Annotated in this window: 16 protein-coding genes; 10 read left to right on the forward strand and 6 right to left on the reverse strand. The window is 74.5% G+C overall.

What is annotated here, in order from left to right; all coding sequences use genetic code 11:
- Window positions 1-91: 91 nt before the first annotated feature.
- Window positions 92-2,233 (reverse strand): right-handed parallel beta-helix repeat-containing protein, encoded by a 2,142-nt coding sequence (locus ACFVXK_RS13720; protein ID WP_389611699.1) that lies wholly within the window; start codon window positions 2,231-2,233, stop codon window positions 92-94.
- 254 nt (window positions 2,234-2,487) lie between these two features.
- Between ACFVXK_RS13720 and hmgA the strand changes: the two genes are divergently transcribed.
- Both hmgA and ACFVXK_RS13730 read left to right on the forward strand, forming a co-directional pair.
- Window positions 2,488-3,801: a homogentisate 1,2-dioxygenase gene (gene hmgA / locus ACFVXK_RS13725; protein ID WP_389611700.1), complete on the forward strand. Its 1,314-nt coding sequence runs from the start codon at window positions 2,488-2,490 to the stop codon at window positions 3,799-3,801.
- 70 nt (window positions 3,802-3,871) lie between these two features.
- Entirely contained in the window at window positions 3,872-4,621 is a 750-nt protein-coding gene (locus ACFVXK_RS13730; protein ID WP_389611701.1) for a GntR family transcriptional regulator, read from the forward strand.
- 33 nt (window positions 4,622-4,654) lie between these two features.
- Here the strand turns inward: ACFVXK_RS13730 and ACFVXK_RS13735 are convergent, their stop codons facing one another.
- Entirely contained in the window at window positions 4,655-4,825 is a 171-nt protein-coding gene (locus tag ACFVXK_RS13735) for a hypothetical protein (RefSeq protein ID WP_389611702.1), read from the reverse strand.
- 150 nt (window positions 4,826-4,975) lie between these two features.
- Between ACFVXK_RS13735 and ACFVXK_RS13740 the strand changes: the two genes are divergently transcribed.
- Together ACFVXK_RS13740 and ACFVXK_RS13745 are read left to right on the forward strand one after the other, a co-directional pair.
- Window positions 4,976-6,097, forward strand: coding sequence for a type ISP restriction/modification enzyme (locus tag ACFVXK_RS13740; protein ID WP_389611729.1), 1,122 nt, complete (start codon window positions 4,976-4,978; stop codon window positions 6,095-6,097).
- A 69-nt stretch (window positions 6,098-6,166) separates the two neighbouring features.
- A complete protein-coding gene (locus tag ACFVXK_RS13745) occupies window positions 6,167-7,366 on the forward strand; it encodes a CaiB/BaiF CoA transferase family protein (protein ID WP_389611703.1) in 1,200 nt (399 codons plus the stop codon).
- A gap of 143 nt (window positions 7,367-7,509) precedes the next feature.
- Here the strand turns inward: ACFVXK_RS13745 and ACFVXK_RS13750 are convergent, their stop codons facing one another.
- Window positions 7,510-7,779 (reverse strand): hypothetical protein, encoded by a 270-nt coding sequence (locus tag ACFVXK_RS13750; protein ID WP_358895053.1) that lies wholly within the window; start codon window positions 7,777-7,779, stop codon window positions 7,510-7,512.
- A 271-nt stretch (window positions 7,780-8,050) separates the two neighbouring features.
- Here ACFVXK_RS13750 and ACFVXK_RS13755 point away from each other — a divergent pair, with 271 nt between their 5' ends.
- On the forward strand, window positions 8,051-9,706 hold the full coding sequence (locus tag ACFVXK_RS13755) for a serine/threonine-protein kinase (RefSeq protein ID WP_389611705.1): 1,656 nt from the start codon (window positions 8,051-8,053) through the stop codon (window positions 9,704-9,706).
- Here the strand turns inward: ACFVXK_RS13755 and ACFVXK_RS13760 are convergent.
- Window positions 9,676-10,476: an SGNH/GDSL hydrolase family protein gene (locus tag ACFVXK_RS13760; protein WP_389611731.1), complete on the reverse strand. Its 801-nt coding sequence runs from the start codon at window positions 10,474-10,476 to the stop codon at window positions 9,676-9,678. The two genes, ACFVXK_RS13755 and ACFVXK_RS13760, sit on opposite strands and share 31 nt — an antisense overlap.
- Window positions 10,477-10,682: 206 nt before the next feature.
- On the opposite strand from ACFVXK_RS13760, the gene ACFVXK_RS13765 reads away from it, so the two are divergent.
- A complete protein-coding gene (locus ACFVXK_RS13765; protein WP_389611706.1) occupies window positions 10,683-11,777 on the forward strand; it encodes a DUF5925 domain-containing protein in 1,095 nt (364 codons plus the stop codon).
- A gap of 17 nt (window positions 11,778-11,794) precedes the next feature.
- Here the strand turns inward: ACFVXK_RS13765 and ACFVXK_RS13770 are convergent, their stop codons facing one another.
- A complete protein-coding gene (locus ACFVXK_RS13770; protein WP_389611707.1) occupies window positions 11,795-12,184 on the reverse strand; it encodes a GntR family transcriptional regulator in 390 nt (129 codons plus the stop codon).
- Window positions 12,185-12,239: 55 nt separating this feature from the next.
- Here ACFVXK_RS13770 and ACFVXK_RS13775 point away from each other — a divergent pair, with 55 nt between their 5' ends.
- The 3 genes from ACFVXK_RS13775 (at window position 12,240) to ACFVXK_RS13785 (ending at window position 14,936) form a co-directional block, all read left to right on the forward strand.
- Entirely contained in the window at window positions 12,240-13,196 is a 957-nt protein-coding gene (locus tag ACFVXK_RS13775; protein ID WP_389611708.1) for a GNAT family N-acetyltransferase, read from the forward strand.
- Entirely contained in the window at window positions 13,193-13,675 is a 483-nt protein-coding gene (locus ACFVXK_RS13780) for a DUF402 domain-containing protein (RefSeq protein WP_389611709.1), read from the forward strand. The genes ACFVXK_RS13775 and ACFVXK_RS13780 overlap by 4 nt, the downstream gene beginning before the upstream one ends.
- Window positions 13,676-13,898: 223 nt before the next feature.
- Window positions 13,899-14,936 (forward strand): lytic polysaccharide monooxygenase, encoded by a 1,038-nt coding sequence (locus ACFVXK_RS13785; protein WP_389611710.1) that lies wholly within the window; start codon window positions 13,899-13,901, stop codon window positions 14,934-14,936.
- Between the two features lie 10 nt (window positions 14,937-14,946).
- Here ACFVXK_RS13785 and ACFVXK_RS13790 read toward each other — a convergent pair whose 3' ends face one another.
- On the reverse strand, window positions 14,947-15,807 hold the full coding sequence (locus ACFVXK_RS13790) for an esterase/lipase family protein (protein ID WP_389611711.1): 861 nt from the start codon (window positions 15,805-15,807) through the stop codon (window positions 14,947-14,949).
- A 211-nt stretch (window positions 15,808-16,018) separates the two neighbouring features.
- Here ACFVXK_RS13790 and ACFVXK_RS13795 point away from each other — a divergent pair, with 211 nt between their 5' ends.
- Entirely contained in the window at window positions 16,019-17,134 is a 1,116-nt protein-coding gene (locus tag ACFVXK_RS13795; RefSeq protein ID WP_389611712.1) for a hypothetical protein, read from the forward strand.
- The last annotated feature ends 74 nt before the right edge of the window (window positions 17,135-17,208 follow it).

The following is a 17,208-nucleotide window of genomic DNA, read 5'->3' on the forward strand; positions in this document are numbered from 1 at the left end:
GAGCTGGCCCGTCGCGGCGGGGGGGGGGTGAGCCGCCGGGACGGGGCCCGCCGCCGGTCGGCCGGGCGGGCCGGGGTCCGCGCGGTGGGGGTCATGCGGCGGTCCCGTCGGGGGACGGGGCCGGGTTCGAGGGTGCGGGCGTGGCGTCCGGGGACGTGGGGACGGGGGTGCGGTCGCCGGACGTGGGTTCGGGCGGGCTGCCGGGGTGGGTGGGGGCGGGCGGGCCGGGGCGGGCGGAGGCCACGACCGCCCACAGCACCCACACCACCGCGACCAGGCTCCGGATCCAGGCGGGGCTCAGCGGGATCCAGGGGATCATCAGCACGGCCTTGTCGAAGGCGTCGAGCAGGGTCAGGGCGCCCAGGAGCAGGGTGAGGCGGGCCAGCCAGGGCCGTTCACGGCGCAGGGCCAGACCGGCGCCGGTCCAGCACAGGCCGAGCAGGAGCAGGGCGAGGGCGGGGACGGGGGTGTGGGTCAGGGGCGTCGTGGAGCCGGCGACGTCCAGGGCCAGGCCGGCCAGGCCCAGCAGGGCGGCGGCCGTGCCCAGCCGGGAGCGCCGCAGGCGGCGGCCCCACAGGACTCCGCCGACCAGCAGCAGGACCGCCGCCACCGCGAGGGCGATCTGGGTCTCGACGCGCTCCAGGCCCCGGGCCCCGTACCAGTCGCAGCCGGCCGGGAGCCTGCGGGCCTGGACGTTGTAGTCGGCGCAGACCAGCAGCTGGGTCAGCTTGACCGGTTCGCCCACGAGCCGTGCCGAGGCGCCGCTGACCTGGCCGCGCGCGGCGCCGCACTGCGGGAGCGTGCCGGGGGTGGAGCCGTCGGGGCCGTCCTGCCAGCAGTTCCCGCGGCCCTGGCCGTCCCACCACACATCGCTGCCGTTGGGGCGGGAGGCGCCGGACCTGTCCTTGCCGAGGACGTTGCCCGCGTAACGGTTGTGGTGGGAGGTGTCGGTCTGCTTGGACCACTTCTCCTCGCCGCGGATGAAGGCCGGCACCGCGCTGAGGAAGAAGCCGGCGCGCCGGTGCCCGTAGACCCAGTTGTTCTCGTAGACGTTCCAGTTGCCGCCCGCGGTGATGATGCCGGTTCCCGGCGGCATGGAGATCTGCGGGCAGACCACCCCCTGCTCGTAGCCGCGCGCGACGGGCGGCTTGGCGCAGGTGCCGTCGGCGACGTAGTGGTAGTAGTCGGCGTTGTTGTCGTGGATCAGGTTCCGCTCGAAGCGGGCGTGGTTCTGCGGGAGGCCGGGGTGGCCGGGGAAGGCGCTGTCCATCGAGGCGCCGCCCATGTTCTGGTCGAACTCGTTGTCGTGGACGTGGACGGAGTCCCCAGCGGTGCCGGAGTAGCCGACCATGTTGTGGTGGCTGCGGCAGCCGGTGATCTCGATGGAGTAGCGGGGCACGTCGTAGCCGCGGCCGTCGTTGATGTTCGAGGCGCTGCCGGGGTAGATGCCGGAGTCGCCGTTGCCGTAGGACTCGCAGTTCTTGTAGAGCCCGTGGTCGCTGGCGAAGGTCAGGAAGCCGTACTCGTCGTTCCAGCGGGTCAGTACGTCGTCGATGACGAAGCCGTCGGCCGCGAGCACGTACAGGGAGTTGAAGGTGGTGCGCTGCGCGGTGAAGTTGCGGAAGTAGACGCCGTCGGACCCGTCGGCGCGGATGGCGTTCAGCTTCTGGTACTTGGCGTCGATGACGACGTCCGTGCGGGCAGCTCCGGTCCCCTCGATCTGCAGGTCCTTCTTGCCGAGGATCGCGACGAGGTTCTGGTTGTGGCGGCACCGCACCTGCTGCTCGTAGGACAGGATCTGGTAGCCGAGCGCCGAATCGGGGGCCTTGAGGTGTGCGCACTCCCCCTCGGGCAGGGGCAGCGAGGGCTCCTCCTCGTAGAGGCCGGGGAGGATCGCGATGTTCATGCCCGGCCGGTCGACGGCGTCCACGGCTTCCTGGAGGTGGCGGTACCCACCCGCCTGGCAGCGCTCGTAGAGGGTGAGGTTGCGCTGTCTGAGCTGCTCGGGGAAGCCCGCGGTCCGGCGTTCGAAGTCGGCCCGGTCGGTCTTGCAGACCAGCAGGTCGGGCTCGGCCGCGCGGTAGAGCGGGACCGAGCCGGAGCCGTCGGGGAGGGTGACGGGGCGCTCCTCGTGCGCGCGGGCTTCGGGCGCGGCGGCGAGGAGGGACAGGAGCGCGAGGAGGGCGGCGAGGAGCGCCGCCGGCACGGCAGGGAACCTGCGGGTCCACGACATGCGCGAGAGAGTAGAGCATTGTTCATCTTTTTGGATCCCCCCGCGCACGAACCCGGGCCCGGCCCGGATCCCGGCCCCGGAGCCCGGCTGGATCCCCGCCCGGATCCCGGCCCCGGAGCCCGCCCGGAGCCCGGCCCGGAGCCCGGCCCGCGAGCGCCCCCGGCGGCCCTGGCCGGAAAGACGGCGTTGACGTGCGCGGCACGGAATCCTACTGTCGACCATAGGATTCCTTCGACGGAGCGGGAGCAGCCCCCATGAGCGAGCAGGCCAGGAAGACGGCGCAGGCGCTGGAGTACCTCACCGGCTTCGGCAACGAGCACAGCTCGGAGGCCGTGCCCGGCGCCCTCCCGCTCGGCCGCAACTCCCCCCAGCGCGCCCCCCTCGGCCTCTACGCCGAGCAGCTCAGCGGCAGCGCCTTCACCGAGCCCCGCCGCCACAACCGCCGCTCCTGGCTCTACCGCATCCGCCCCTCCGCCGCCCACCCGGCCTTCACCCGCACCGACAACGGCGGCCTGCGCACCGGCCCCTTCACCGAGACCGTCCCGGACCCCAACCGGCTGCGCTGGAACCCGCTGCCCGACCCGGCCCCCGGCACCGACTTCCTGGCCGGCCTGTGGACCCTCGGCGGCAACGGCGACGCCACCCAGCGCACCGGCATGGCCGTCCACCTCTACTCCGCCAACGCCGACATGACCGACCGGGTGTTCAGCGACTCCGACGGCGAGCTGCTGATCGTCCCCGAGCGCGGCGGCCTGCTGCTGCGCACCGAGCTCGGCCTGCTGTCCGCCGGCCCCGGCGAGGTGGCGCTGATCCCGCGCGGCGTCCGCTTCCGCGTCGAGCTGCTGGACGGCGACGCGCGCGGCTACGTCTGCGAGAACTACGGCCAGCCCTTCGAGCTGCCGGACCTGGGCCCGATCGGCGCCAACGGCCTGGCCGCCGCCCGTGACTTCCGCGCGCCGGTCGCCGCGTACGAGGACAGCGAGCGCCCGACCGAGGTGGTCAACAAGTTCTGCGGCAACCTCTGGACCGCGACCTACGACCACTCCCCGCTCGACGTGGTCGCCTGGCACGGCACGCACGTCCCGTACGTCTACGACCTGCGGAAGTTCAACGTCATCGGCACCATCAGCTACGACCACCCCGACCCGTCCATCTTCACGGTCCTGACCTCGCCCTCCGACACCCCGGGCCTGGCGGGCGTGGACTTCGTCGTCTTCGCCCCGCGCTGGCTGGTCGGCGAGGACACCTTCCGCCCGCCGTACTTCCACCGCAACGTGATGAGCGAGTACATGGGCCTGATCGAGGGGGCCTACGACGCCAAGGCCGAGGGCTTCGTCCCCGGCGGCGGTTCGCTGCACAACATGATGTCCGCGCACGGACCCGACCGGGAGACCTTCGACAAGGCCAGCGCCGCCGAGCTGAAGCCGCAGAAGATCGACGACGGCCTGGCCTTCATGTTCGAGACCCGCTGGCCGATCACCGCCACCGCCCAGGCGGCCGGCGCCGACCACCTCCAGCGCGGATACGACGACGTCTGGGAGGGTCTCGAGCGGCACTTCCGCGCCTAGTATTCCCCTGCCCCCGCACCGCTCAGCCTGCCGCCCCGACCGGGACGCCAGCCCGTACGGAGAACCACCCGTGACCGCCTTCGCCCCCGACTCCCTGGTACTGAACCGGAAGCTTCCCCTCTGGTACCAGGTGTCCCAGTCGCTCCGCGCCTCGATACTCGGCCGCACCCCGGACGCCTCGCTGCGCCTGCCGACCGAGGAGCAGCTCGCCGAGCACTACGGGGTGAGCGTGCTGACGATGCGCCAGGCACTCAAGGAGCTCGAGGGCGAGGGACTCATCAGCCGGCACCGGCGGCGCGGCACGTTCATCGAGCCGGGCGCCCGCCGCAGCGCCCCGGTGCGGCTGCTGGGCTCGGTCGACGCGATCGTGGCCCAGCAGTCGGGCGAGGCGACGACGGTCCTCGGGCACGAGCGGACGCCGGTGTCCGGGGAGCTGCTGGAGCACTTCCCGGACCTGCCGGAGGTGGTCACCTACCGACGCCTGCGGCGCGACGGCCAGAGCGGGGAGCCGACGAACTGGGCGGAGAACGCGGTGCGCCCCGAGCTCGCCGAGGCGGTGGACCTCGCCGACCTGGAGCGCTGGCCGATGACCAAGGTGCTGCGTGACGTGGTCGGCGTGCGGATCAGCCGGATCACGGACACCGTCGAGGCGCGGCTGGCCGACCCGGAGACGGCCGAGCTGCTCCGGGTGCCGCTGCTGAGCCCGATCCTGCACTACACGGGCGTGACGTACGGGGAGGACGGGCGGGTCGTCGACGTGGCCCGGATCCGCTACCGGGGCGACCGGTTCTCCTTCACGGTCACCGTCGACGCACCCTGAGCGGACGGCCGCGCCGGCCGCGCCGGCCGCGGCCTACTTCTGCTGCTCGTTCTCCTCGGTCGCGCGCTCGCCCTCGGCCTGCGAGGGGGTGGTGCGCACCGTCCGGGCGTGGTGGCTCTGCTGGAACTGCTTCTCGTCCATGTCCTCGTCGAGCCGCTCGCCCTCGGCCTGCGAGGGGGTCGAATACTCGTCGTACTGACTCATGGCCGACTCCTCGGTCGGTACGGATGCGTACGTACGTGACGGACGCCTACATAGGGAGCGTAACGCTTCGGCCGGGACACGGCCCGGCCCCGGCCGCCCGTCGCTACCATCTGCCGGGTGAGCGAAGACGTACCCCTGCTGGACGATCTGATGCCCTGGTCCGTGAGCGGCCTGCGCCTGGGCCGCGCCTGGGTCGCGGCCCCCGATCCGGCCACGCTGCGCGCCCGCTGGACGGCCCTGACCGGGGCCGAAGGGCCGGAGCGCGAGCGGCTGTTCCGCCCGAGCCGGGCCCGTACGCCCTCCGCCGGTGCGGCCGCCCTGCCGGGGCAGCGCTCGGCCACCTCCCGCTTCGCCGACGACCCCGGCCCCTTCCCGGACCCCGTACGGGTGCTCCGCGCGCCCTTCGACGAGCAGTGGCTGCTGCCCGACCAGCGGCTGATCGACGCGGCCCGCCCCGAGCTGTGGCGGGTCCTGGACGGACAGCAGCTGTTCCTGCTGGAGCACCCGGGCCTGCTGGTCACCGCCCACCTCCCGGCCGGCCGGCTCGGCCGGATCCGCCCGCTGCACCGGCGCCCGGGTGGCGCCGAGGCGAACCTCGCGCCGGGCCTGGCGTCCCTGCTGGGCGGGCGCTACGGCGGCTGGGTCACCCCGGAGGACGTGCTCTGCTGGATCCTCGCCGCCGGCCGCCCCGGGCCCCACGGGTACGAGGTCCCGCTCACCGCCGACCCCGAGCGCTGGCGGGCCGGGCTGGACCTGGGCCACCGGCTGCTCACCGTCCAGCTGCGCGGGGCGCGCGGCGGGGAGCCGCCGCGGCTGCCCGGCGGACGGCGGCCGTACGTCCGGGCGGCGGTGACGGCCTGGCCGCGGGAGCTCGGGTACGACCCGGAGACCGAGACGCTGTCCATCGGGGACGGCGCCGTCTCCCCCGTCCCGGCCGGGGCGTGGGAGTACGAGGCGCAGGGCGTGCGGGTGCTGGACTCCTGGTTCGCCGCCCGCGGCGCGCACCGGGAGCCGGAGGCTCGGGGCCTGGAGGGGTTCGGCCCGGCCGAGTGGCCGCAGGCGTGGACCTCGGAGCTGCTCGCGCTGGTGACCACCCTGGCCCTGCTGGCCGATCTGGCACCGGAGCGGGCGGCGTTCACCCCCGGGCCGCGGCTCCCGCGGGCCGAGCTGGCGGCCGCCGGAGTGCTGCCGCCGCCCCGCTGGTCGCGCCGCCCGGCGTCGGTCCTGGACCACCAGGAGGAGGGCCCGGGGGGCCAGTTCGCCCTGCTGTGAGCCCCTGATCGCCCCGGCCGCCGCGGCGAGGGGGTGACAGACCCCGCTCCCACGCGGTAGGCAGGGCCCATGGCAGCCACCGAACCCCTCCCCCTGGCCGGTCTCACCGTCGTCGCCGTCGAGCAGGCCGTCTCCGCCCCCTTCGCCACCCGGCAGCTCGCCGATCTCGGCGCCCGGGTGATCAAGGTGGAGCGTCCCGACGGCGGTGACTTCGCCCGGGCCTACGACACCGCCGCCCGGGGGCTGGCCTCGCATTTCGTCTGGGCCAACCGGGGCAAGGAGTCCCTCGCGCTGGACCTGAAGGACCCGCGCGGGCTGGAGGTGCTGCACGCCCTGCTCGGCGGGGCCGACGTGTTCGTGCAGAACCTCGCGCAGGGCGCGGCCGCCCGGCTCGGGCTGGACGCGGCCGCGCTGTGCGCCCGCTACCCGCGGCTGGTGGCCGTGGACGTCTCCGGCTACGGCGTCGGGGGCCCGTACGCCCACAAGCGGGCCTACGACATGCTCGTGCAGTGCGAGGCGGGGCTGGTGTCGGTGACCGGGACCCCGGAGCGGCCGGTGAAGGCGGGGATCCCGGCGGCCGACATCGCGGCCGCCATGTACGCCTTCTCGGGGGTGCTGGCGGCGCTGCTGCGGCGCGGGACGACGGGACGCGGCGGGCCGGTGGAGATCTCGATGCTGGAGTCGCTGGCCGAGTGGATGGGGCATCCGCTGCACCACACGCTGCACGGCGGGGAGCAGCCGGTGCGGACGGGACTGGCGCACACGGTGATCGCGCCGTACGACGCGTACGCGACGGCCGACGGGGACCGGGTGCTGCTGTCGGTGCAGAACGACCGCGAGTGGGGCCGGCTGGCCCGGGAGGTGCTGGACCGGCCGGAGCTGGCCGCCGATCCGGCGTTCGCGACGAACGCGGCCCGTACCCGGGGGCGGGAGGAGACGGACGCGGTGGTGGCCGGGGTGCTCGGCAAGCTCTCGGCCGAGGAGGCGGTGGAGCGGCTGGAGGCGGCCGGCATCGCCTGTGCGCGGCTCAACTCGGTGGCGCAGCTGGCCGGGCACCCGCAGCTGGCGGCACGGGACCGCTGGCGGGAGGTGGGTTCACCGGCGGGCCCGCTGCGGGCCCTGCTGCCGCCGATCGGGCTGCCGGGTGGACCGGAGGCGGTGATGGGAGCGGTGCCCGCGCTCGGCGAGCACACCGACACGCTGCTGCGCGACCTGGGGATGACGGACGCGCGCATCGCGGAGCTGCGCGGGGACGGTGTGATCGCCTGAGGCCGGGGTGCGCCGGGAAGCCGGGGCGCCGGTACGTCGGTGGCTCCGGCGCTGCGTGCGCCGGAGGACGCCGGGTGAAGGGGACGGGGCCGGGGTGCAGCCGGACGGGCCGGCTGCGCTTCGGGGACGGTCGCCGGGAGCGGTCAGGCGCGACGGCTGCCGAAGAGGGTGCGCCGCAGCCTGCGCAGCGGTGCGAACAGCGCGACGCGCGCGCTCCGGCTCCGCTGGACGTGGGTGTGGTCGCGCGAGGTGAGCTCGCGCATCAGCAGGGTCGCCTCGGCCACGTCGTGGCGCGGGACGGCGGGACCGCCCAGCACGGCGAGGTGGCGGTCGAGGCGCGAGCTGGTCGCGCTGCTCCCGCAGGTGATGGCAGGCACGCGGGGCGGCCTGCTGCGCATCGTTATCTGTTCCATGTCTCTCCCCACCCGTACGAAGGCACCCGGCCCGGGCAGGGTAACCCTATCGCCTGCGCTATGTCCTCGGGTATCCCGGTGGTGTGAATTACCCCTGTGAGTACGGGTAGTTGACGATTACTCAGCGGAGTCGACCGTCACTCTCCGTACGAGGTGCGGCACTTGGGAACACGCTCGGTGAGCACCGTGCGGAGTGTCGTCACGACGGGGGCCACCGGAGCTCCACTGCGCTAACTTGGAGTGATCACCCGGTGACTCGAGGGGGAATCGCGTGAGTGCGGACGAAGGCGTGGAGTCCGGGCGTGTCATCGCCGGGCGGTACCGGCTGCTCGGTCCGCTGGGCCGCGGCGGCATGGGCGTGGTGTGGCGGGCCCGCGACGAGGTGCTGGGGCGGGAGGTCGCCGTCAAGGAGGTGCGCGCCCCCGCCGGGCTGGACGCGGCCGAGGCGGCGCGGCTGTACCGGCGGCTGGAGCGGGAGGCCTGGGCCGCCGCCCGGGTCTCGCACCGCGGGGTGGTCACCGTCTACGACGTGGCCTCCGAGGAGGGCCGGCCGTGGATCGTGATGGAGCTGGTGCGCGGGCTCTCGCTGGCGGAGGTGCTGGAGGGCGAGGGGCCGATGACCCCGCAGCGGACCGCGCACCTGGGCGAGCAGGTGCTGGCGGCGCTGCGCTCGGCGCACGACGCCGGGGTGCTGCACCGGGACGTGAAGCCCGCCAACGTGCTGGTCGCCAACGACGGGCGGGTGGTGCTGAGCGACTTCGGGATCGCGAGCCTCGCGGGCGCCGCGCCGCTCACGATGACCGGCGAGGTGCTGGGCTCCCCCGAATACCTCGCGCCGGAACGGGCGTTGGGGCACGAGCCCGGCCCGGAGTCGGACCTGTGGTCGCTCGGGGTGATGCTGTACGCCGCCGTGGAGGGGGTCTCGCCCTTCCTGCGGGACACCCCGGTGGCCACCCTGGAGGCCGTGGTGGACGCCGAGCCGCCCCCGGCGCGCCGGGCCGGGCCGCTGGAGCCCGTGCTGGAGGGGCTGCTGCGCAAGGACCCGGCCGCGCGGCTGTCCCCGGCGGAGGCCGCCCGGATGCTGCGGATCATCGGCGCGGGCGGCGCCGTACGGGACCCGGGCGGGCCGGTGTGGGATCCGGCGGCGCCGACGGTGGCGGCCGGACCGTACCAGGGGGACCGCGGGACGGTGCCGGTCCCCTCGGCGCCGCTCCCGCCGGAGCCGGAGCGGGGGAGCGGGGCCGGCGTGGTGCTGACCGTCGGCATCCTCGCGCTGCTGGCGGTACTGGCCCTGCTGGTGTGGCTGCTGGTGCGCGACACCGGGGGCGGGAGCGGGGCGGGCGGGGCCCCCGCCGCGACGCAGCGGCCCTCGCCGTCCGCGTCCGCGCCGGCCTCGCAGCCGGCCTCCCCGTCCGGGTCCGCGACCAGCGGGCCCGCGCAGAACGTCACGCTGTACGCGCACGCCCTGCGCGCCGCCTACGCGGGGAGCTGCCCGCCGCCGGCGACGGGCACGCCCTCGTTCACCGCCACCATCGAGGTGGCCGTGCTGCCCGCCGTGGTGGAGTACCGCTGGGCCAGGCTCGACGGCTCCACGTCCACGGCGCCGTGGCAGAGCATCACGTACGAGGAGGGCGGGGCCCGGACCCGTCAGCTGAACCACGACGAGCCCGTGGGGAAGGCGGCGGGCGGGAACGTGCAGGACTCGGTACGGCTCGAGGTGCGCGCGCCGCAGCTGAAGACCTCGCCCTGGATGGAGTTCTCCGTGGCGTGCGCGGAGGAGACCCCGACGGCCGGGGCCTCCTCCCCCGCTCCCCCGCGCCCCTCGGGTTCGCCCTCGGGGACGCCGGCGCCGGCACCCGGGGGGCCGACGCCGGCGGGGAGCCCGGTGACCGGCCCTCAGGCCTTGCCGCTGAACACCGGGAGGTAGCCGCCGGACTGTCCGGCTGCGGTGGGGTGGTACGACTCGCCGATGTTGGTCCAGTTGACGCTGTGCAGCCAGGCGTCTCCGGAGCAGATCTCGTGCCCGGTGAAGGCGCCGACGACCGAGGCGAAGGTGAAGCCGTGGTCGGCGGCGCGTTTGGCGATGGCCGCGTTGAGGTAGTCGGAGGCGCCGTTGATGGCGGAGCGCTCGCCCTCGGTGAGACCGGCGACGCAGCTCCCGTTCAGCTGGTAGAAGCGGGGATAGCCGAGGACGACCACCTTGGCGGAGGGCGCGCGGCCGCGGATGGCGTTGTAGACCTGGTCGAGCTGGCCGGGGAGGGTGGAGTCGACGTACGCCTTGGCCTGGTTGACGCGGTTGACACAGGTGGATTCGGACTGCAGGACGCAGGTCGTCATCACGTCGGAGAAGCCGGCGTCGTTGCCGCCGATGGTGATGCTGACCAGGTCGGTACCCGAGTTGAGCGGGCCGAGCTGACCGGAGATCACATCACCCGTACGGGCACCGGAACAGGCGGTGAAGGAGAAGGTCTGCGGGGCGTGGGCGGCGGCCCACAGGGCCGGGTAGGCGCGGGTGGTGCGCTTGCAGTTGCCGCTGGCGGAGTCGTAGTTCCCGGCGCCGACGCCGGAGGAGTACGAGTCTCCGAGGGCGACGTAGCCGAAGTCGGCCTGGGCGGAGGCCTGGCCGGCACCGAGGAGGGCGGCTCCGGCGGCGAGCAACAGGGAGGAGGTGAGGGCGGCGAAGCGCGACAGTCTCATGCTCATGTGTGCGGCTCCTTGTGGGGGTTACTCCTCAGTCCGTGGTACAAGCAGCCGGGGATGGCCGGAAGTGTTCATGCCAAGAATTTTCGGGGCGGGGTTGGCGGCCCAATCTTCACGACCGATGGGTTTGAAGAGGGAACTTGGGCACCCGATCCGGCGAAACACGGGTGCGGGAGGTCAGTTCGTGCCGGATCATGGGCGCCATGCCAGCAGACCCGCATGACGCGCTGCCGATCCGGCTCCACGTGGACGACAGTGACTCACCGTCGGACGTCGTCGACGCGCTCTTCCTCGGCCGGTTCGCGACCGGCGAGCAGCCGTACGCGCAGAGCGTCACCATCGAGCGGGTGAAGGCGGAGGCGACGCTGCTGCCCCCGCGGGCCACCGTGCTCCGCTCGGCGCGCGACACCGACCGCAGCGCCACGCTCGCCGAGGGCGAGGGCTGGACGGTCCTGGTCTCCCGCTGGAGCCGGGGCGCGGACGTCACGGTCACCGCGGTCAGCGACGAGCTCGCGCAGCGGGTGCTCGGCGAGGCCACGGACGGGGCCCAGGACGAGCCCGAACCGCAGCCGGAGAACGTCACGATGGGCTTCTGGTACGTCTCCCCGCGCCGGGGCCCGTACCGCACGACGCGGCAGATCTCGGCCGGCACGTGGGCGGAGGTGCGGCCGAACTACACGGCGCCGGTGGCGGCGGCGATGGACCGGCTGATGAAGATCACCCCGGACGACATCGCGGGCCGCCTGCTGCTGCTGCACGGGCCGCCGGGGACGGGGAAGACCTCCGCGCTGCGGACGCTGGCGCGGTCGTGGCGGGACTGGTGCCAGGTGGACTGCGTCCTGGACCCGGAGCGGCTGTTCAACGACGTGGGCTACCTGATGGACATCGCGATCGGCGAGGACGAGGGCACGGCGAAGGGTCGCTGGCGGCTGCTGCTGCTGGAGGACTGCGACGAGCTGATCCGCGGCGAGGCGCGGCACACCGCGGGGCAGGCGCTGTCGCGGCTGCTGAACCTGACGGACGGGCTGCTGGGGCAGGGCCGCAACGTGCTGGTCGGTGTCACCACCAACGAGGACCTGGAACGGCTCCACCCGGCGGTGGTCCGGCCGGGCCGCTGCCTGGCCCGCATCGAGGTCGGCCCGCTGACGCGCGGGGAGGCGGTGGAGTGGCTCGGCACGGACGAGGGGGTGTCCCGGGAGGGGGCGACCCTGGCGGAACTCTTCGCCCTCCGGCGGGGGACGGGTCCGGCGGCGGTCGTCCCGGCCCAGTCCCAGTCGGAGGCGGGCCTCTACCTCTGAGGGGGTCGCGGGCGGGGCTACTCGGCGGCGTAGCGGGCCCGGAGGGCGGCCGTGGCCGCGGCGAGGGCCTCCGCCTCCGTGAGACCCAGCCGGTGGGCCCGTTCCGCGAACGCCTGCGCGGCGAGGGCGGCCTCCCGCGAGGAACCCTCCGCCGCCGCGACGAACGTCCCGTTCCGCCCCCGCGTCTCGATCACCCCGTCCGCCTCCAGCGCCCGGTACGCCTTCGCCACGGTGTTGGCCGCCAGCCCCAGCTCCTCCGCCAGCCCCCGCACCGTCGGCAGTTTGAAGCCCGCCGGGAGCCGGCCCGACCGGGCCTGGTCCGCGATCTGCGCGCGCAGCTGTTCGTACGGGGCCGCCGAGCCGGCCGCGCCGTCGATCCTGAGCCTGAGGGGGTTGGTCGAGGTCACGGGCCGATTGTAATTCGCAGGCGCCGGTGGCCGATCCGCCCGTAACGTCGGCCCCATGAGCCTCCACACCCCGCACGTCCGCGACCTGCGCCCCGACGACCCCGCCGACGTGGAGGCCGTCGTACGGGTGCGCCGCGCCGCCCTGCCCTTCCTGGTCACCACCCCGGACGGCGTGGCCTTCGAGCTCGGGTCCGCGCACCCCGAGGCCCGCTTCCGCCTCCTGGTCGCCGAGTCCGCGGACGGCCGGGTCGTGGGCACCGCCCAGGTGGGCCTCGCCCACGACAGCCCCGAGCCCGGCCAGTCGTACGTCAACGCCTACGTCGACCCCGCCGACCGGGCCCGCGGCGCCGGCACCGCCCTGCTGCGCGCGGCGGAGGCGCACCTCACCGCGCACGGGGCCGTGGACACGTACGCCTGGGTGCTCGACGAGCCCGCGCACCGGGCGTTCGCCGAGCGGCACGGCTACCGTCCGAGCCGGTCCGCGCACTTCCTGCGCCTGGACCTGGCGGCGGCCGCCCTCCCGCCGCTCCCCGACGAGCTGCCCGCCGGGGTGGAGCTGCGCCCGGCCTCCGCCTTCGCCGACGACCCCCGGCCGCTCTACGAGGCCGACGCCGAGGCCACGGCCGACGAGCCGGGCGACGTCCCGGCCTCGCTCGACGACTACCAGGAGTGGCTGGACGGCGTCTGGCACGACCCGACCCTCGACCACGGGCTGACCTCGGTGGCCCTCGTCGACGGGGAGGTGGCCGCGTTCTCGGCCGCCCGCACCGACGGCCGCACCCGCTACGGCTCGGCGATGACCGGCACCCGGCGCGCCTTCCGCGGCCGCGGCCTGGCCAAGCTCGCCAAGACGGACTCGCTGCGGCGGGCCCGCGCGGCCGGCTACACCGAGGCCTTCACCGGCAACGACGCCGGGAACGAGCCCATGCTCGCCATCAACGCGTGGTTCGGATACCGGATCTGCGCGACCGAGACCCGTTTCACGAAGAAGGTCGGAGGACCCGCACTGTGAGCACCACCTGGACCATCACCCTCACCAAGGCCGGCCGGACCAAGATCGCCTACCCGGCGGCACAGCTGTCCGACGACGGCGACCGGATCTCGGTACGGGCCCCCTGGGCGGCCGAGGGGGTACGGGACTTCGGGTTCGTCCGCTTCGAGCCCGGCGACGTGTTCGTCGAGCACTTCTGGCGGACGCGCTGGTACGCGGTCAAGGAGGTCTGGAGCGGCGCGGGCGTCCTGAAGGGCTGGTACTGCGACGTCACCCGTCCGGCCGTGGTCCGCGAGGGCGGGATCCTCGTGGAGGACCTGGACCTCGACCTGTGGGTGTCGGCGGACGGGAAGACCGTCCTGCGGCTGGACGAGGACGAGTTCGCGCAGAGCGGCCTGACCGCGAGCGACCCCGAGGCGGCGGGCCAGGCGGTACGCGCCCTGGACGCCCTGGAGGAGCGGGCCCGCTCCGAGGAGGGCCTGGCCGCACTGCTGCGCTAGGCGTCTCTTGCGCGGAGGCGTTCCTGTGGGGGTGCTTAGGGCTTCCTTAACAGGAGCCTAAGGATCCTCTTGTGGGGCTCGAAGGCGGTCGAACGGGGTGCGCGGCGGGCTAGCTTGGCCGGGCCAGGGAGGTCGTGGTGCGGTGCCGGAACCCTTGTGGGGCGGTGGCGCGGCGGCCGGTTCCGCTGGTGCACCCCGCCCCGCGCCCGAAGGAGTTCCGCCCATGCCCGCACCCCGCCGCCGCACCGCCGCCCGTATCGCCGCCGCCGGTCTGGCCCCGCTCGCGGTGGCCGCGTACGCGGCCGTTCCGGCGGCCGCCCACGGGTCGATGACGGACCCGGTCAGCCGGGTGGCGGCCTGCTACGCGGAGGGGCCGGAGGCGCCGAAGTCGGCGGCCTGCAAGGCGGCCGTCGCGGCGAGCGGCCCGCAGGCCTTCTACGACTGGAACGCGGTGAACATCGCGAACGCCGCCGGCAAGAGCCGGTCGCTGATCCCCGACGGGCAGCTCTGCTCGGCCGGCAACCCCAAGTACAAGGGGCTGGACCTGGCCCGCGCCGACTGGCCGGCCACGCCCATGAAGGCCGGAGCGCACACCTTCCGCTACAAGGGGACCGCCCCGCACAAGGGCTCCTTCGAGCTGTACGTGACGAAGGACGGCTACGACCCGTCGAAGCCGCTGAAGTGGTCCGACCTCGAAGCCGCGCCCTTCGCGAAGGTCACCGACCCGGCCATGCAGAACGGCGACTACGTGTTCGCCGGGACCCTGCCCGGCAAGAGCGGCCGGCACCTGATCTTCAGCATCTGGCAGCGCTCGGACAGCCCCGAGGCCTTCTACACCTGCTCCGACGTGGTCTTCGGCAAGGACGGCGGCGGTGCGGCGGCCGGCGGCGGATCCGCGCAGCCCTCGCGGCCCGCTCCCGTCGAGCCGCCCAAGGCTCCGACGGACGGGCAGATCTCCGACGGCGCCGGCAAGTCCACCGTGGAGCACGGCGGCCACGGCGACAACGATCCGAAGACGAACGGCGCGGGCGCCGCCTCCCCGATCGCCGCCTCCCCGGTCGCCGCCGCGCCGGTCTCCTCCCCCTCCCCTTCCCCCGCCGCCGCCGGCGGCAAGGAGGGTACGGACCTCGCGGAGACCGGCGGGAACGGCGCCACCCCGGCGCTCGCCATCGCGGGTGCCGGGGTGGTGGCCGTGGGTGCGGCCGTGCTGTTCGCCGTGGCCCGCCGCCGGGCGACGGGCTCGGGCCGCAGCGTCCGCTAGCGGGGCGGGGTCAGTCGAAGACCGAGGCGCACGTGGTCCGTTCCGCGTGCGCCGGGTCGAGGGCGTTGACCGCCTCGTGCCAGGCGATCCGGTCGGTCAGGCCGATGGCCACGTGCTCCGAGAGGTCCAGGGGGCACAGGTCCTGCAGGACCACGTTGCGGACGTTCGGTCCGTCGAGGAAGCCGCTGCGGTACGGGGTGACCACCTCGTCGTACTTGGTCGCGATGACTGTGTAGGAGACGCCGGGGACGGTGTCTCCGCCCGCGTTGAGCTTCTGCTGGAAGGGCGATCCGACGATCTGGTCGGCCAGCCCCGGGGTCGCCGTGCTGATCAGGTCGGCCGCCCCGGGGAAGTACGGGAGCAGCTGGGTGAGTCCGGACAGGGTGGTGCCGTGGTTGTCGGGGGCGAGGCCGACGAGGGTGTTGACCTTGGCGGCGCCGCCCAGGAACTTCAGGTAGTAGCGCGGCATCATGCCGCCCTGGGAGTGGCCGACGAGGTCGGCCTTGGGTGCGCCGGTGGAGGCCAGCACCTTGTCGACGAACGTGTCGAGCTGGCCGGCCGACGTGGCGATGGGGCCGAGCCCGTTGAAGAGGGGAACGCCGGGCAGCTGGCCGTAGTCGAGGGAGTAGACGCAGTAGCCGCGGTGGACCAGGTAGGGGGCGAACCCGAGCCAGTTGTCGACGGAGTTGCCGAAGGTTCCGTGGACGAGGACGACCGGGCGGGGGTGTTCGGCCGAGGGCTTGCAGGACCAGTTGTTCCAGCCGCTGCTGGGGGCGGACGCCGCCTGCGCCGCGCCGGTGGGGGCGACGAGCGCGGCGGCGGCCAGGGTGAGGACGGCCAGCGGGCGGAGCAGGCGTCTCCAGGGCAGCATCGTGTGATCTCCTCGCGGTCAAGGGGAATGGCGTGGGGGTTCCGTCCCGTGATCCGGATCACAAAGGGAGGCTGCTGCCGCTAAATTACGGGCGAGTAGCAAGACTTGGAAGTTACGCGTCGGTAAAAACTCGCGTGTCCAGCGTGTCTCCAGTACCGCTCGGGAAGGATGGACGCCCCTGGACCGCCCCCGTCCCGAGGTGATCGCCGCCATGCACGAGGCCCCTGGAGCCGGCACCGCCCTGGCCACCCCTCCCGCGCTGGCGGCCGACCCGCTGGTCGCCGCCGTCACGGAGACCGCCGTACGGGTGCTGCGGCCCGGGGCGGAGCGCACGGCGGCCGAGGGGGTGCCGCGCACGCACCTGGACGCGCTCGCCGCCTGCGGGGCGTACGGGCTGATCGGATACGAACCGGGGCCGCTTTCCGGCCTCACGTCCCGTCAGGTGGTGCGGGAGGTCCACGAGGTGCTGGCGGCGGTGGACCCGTCGACCTGGTTCGTGTGGACCCAGCACGTCCCGCTCGCCCGGGCCCTCACCCAGGCCTCCGGTCCGGCCGGCGCCGCCCTGCGCGAGAGCCGGCTGCCGGCCCTCGTGCGCGGGGAGCTGCGCCCCACGGCGGGCTACGCGTTCCTGCGCCGCCCGCACCCGCCCGTCACCGCGGTGCGGGTGCCGGGCGGGTGGCGGCTGGCCGGGCGGATGCCGTGGGTGACGGGGTGGGGGGTGGCCGACTCCCTGTACGCGGGGGCCGTCACCGGCTCCGACGAAGCGGTCCTCGCCCTGGTCGACCTGGCCCCCGGCGCCGGGACGGAGGGGCTGAGCACCGTCGAGGAGGCCCCGCTGTGGGCGATGGGCGGGACGCACACGGCCTCCGTCGAGCTGCGCGGGGTCCTCGTGCCCGACTCCCGGGTGCTCGGGGTGGTGCCCCGGGCGGAGTGGATCCGGGCCTACGACCTGGAGAACGCCGACGCCCAGCCGGCCGTCTTCGGCCAGCTGCGCGCCACGGCGGACTTCCTGCTCCGCTCGGCCCCGTACGAGGAACTCGGCCTGCGCCTCGCCGAGAAGGCCGCCCGGCTGCGGGCCGAGGCCTACGCCCTGCGCGACGAGCTGCCGGCCGGCGAGGGGGCCGGGGCCCGGCTGTCGCTGCGGGCCGCCGCCCTGGACCTGGCCGTACGGTCGGCGGCGGCCTGCGTGGCGGTGGCCGGGGGCCGGGCGGTCCAGTACGGGCACACCGCGGGCCGGCTCTCCCGCGAGGCCCAGTTCCACCTGATCCAGGCCCAGACCACCCCGCTCCGCACGGAGACGGCCCGGCTGATGCTGGGCGATCTCTGACCCGGGCCGGGTTCCGGTCCGGGTCCCTTCGCCCGCCCGAAGTCGGCACGGGCGAGTGAGCCGAAGGGGCGCCC

The organism is Streptomyces sp. NPDC058157, from assembly GCF_042884105.1.
Taxonomy (GTDB): Bacteria; Actinomycetota; Actinomycetes; order Streptomycetales; family Streptomycetaceae; genus Streptomyces.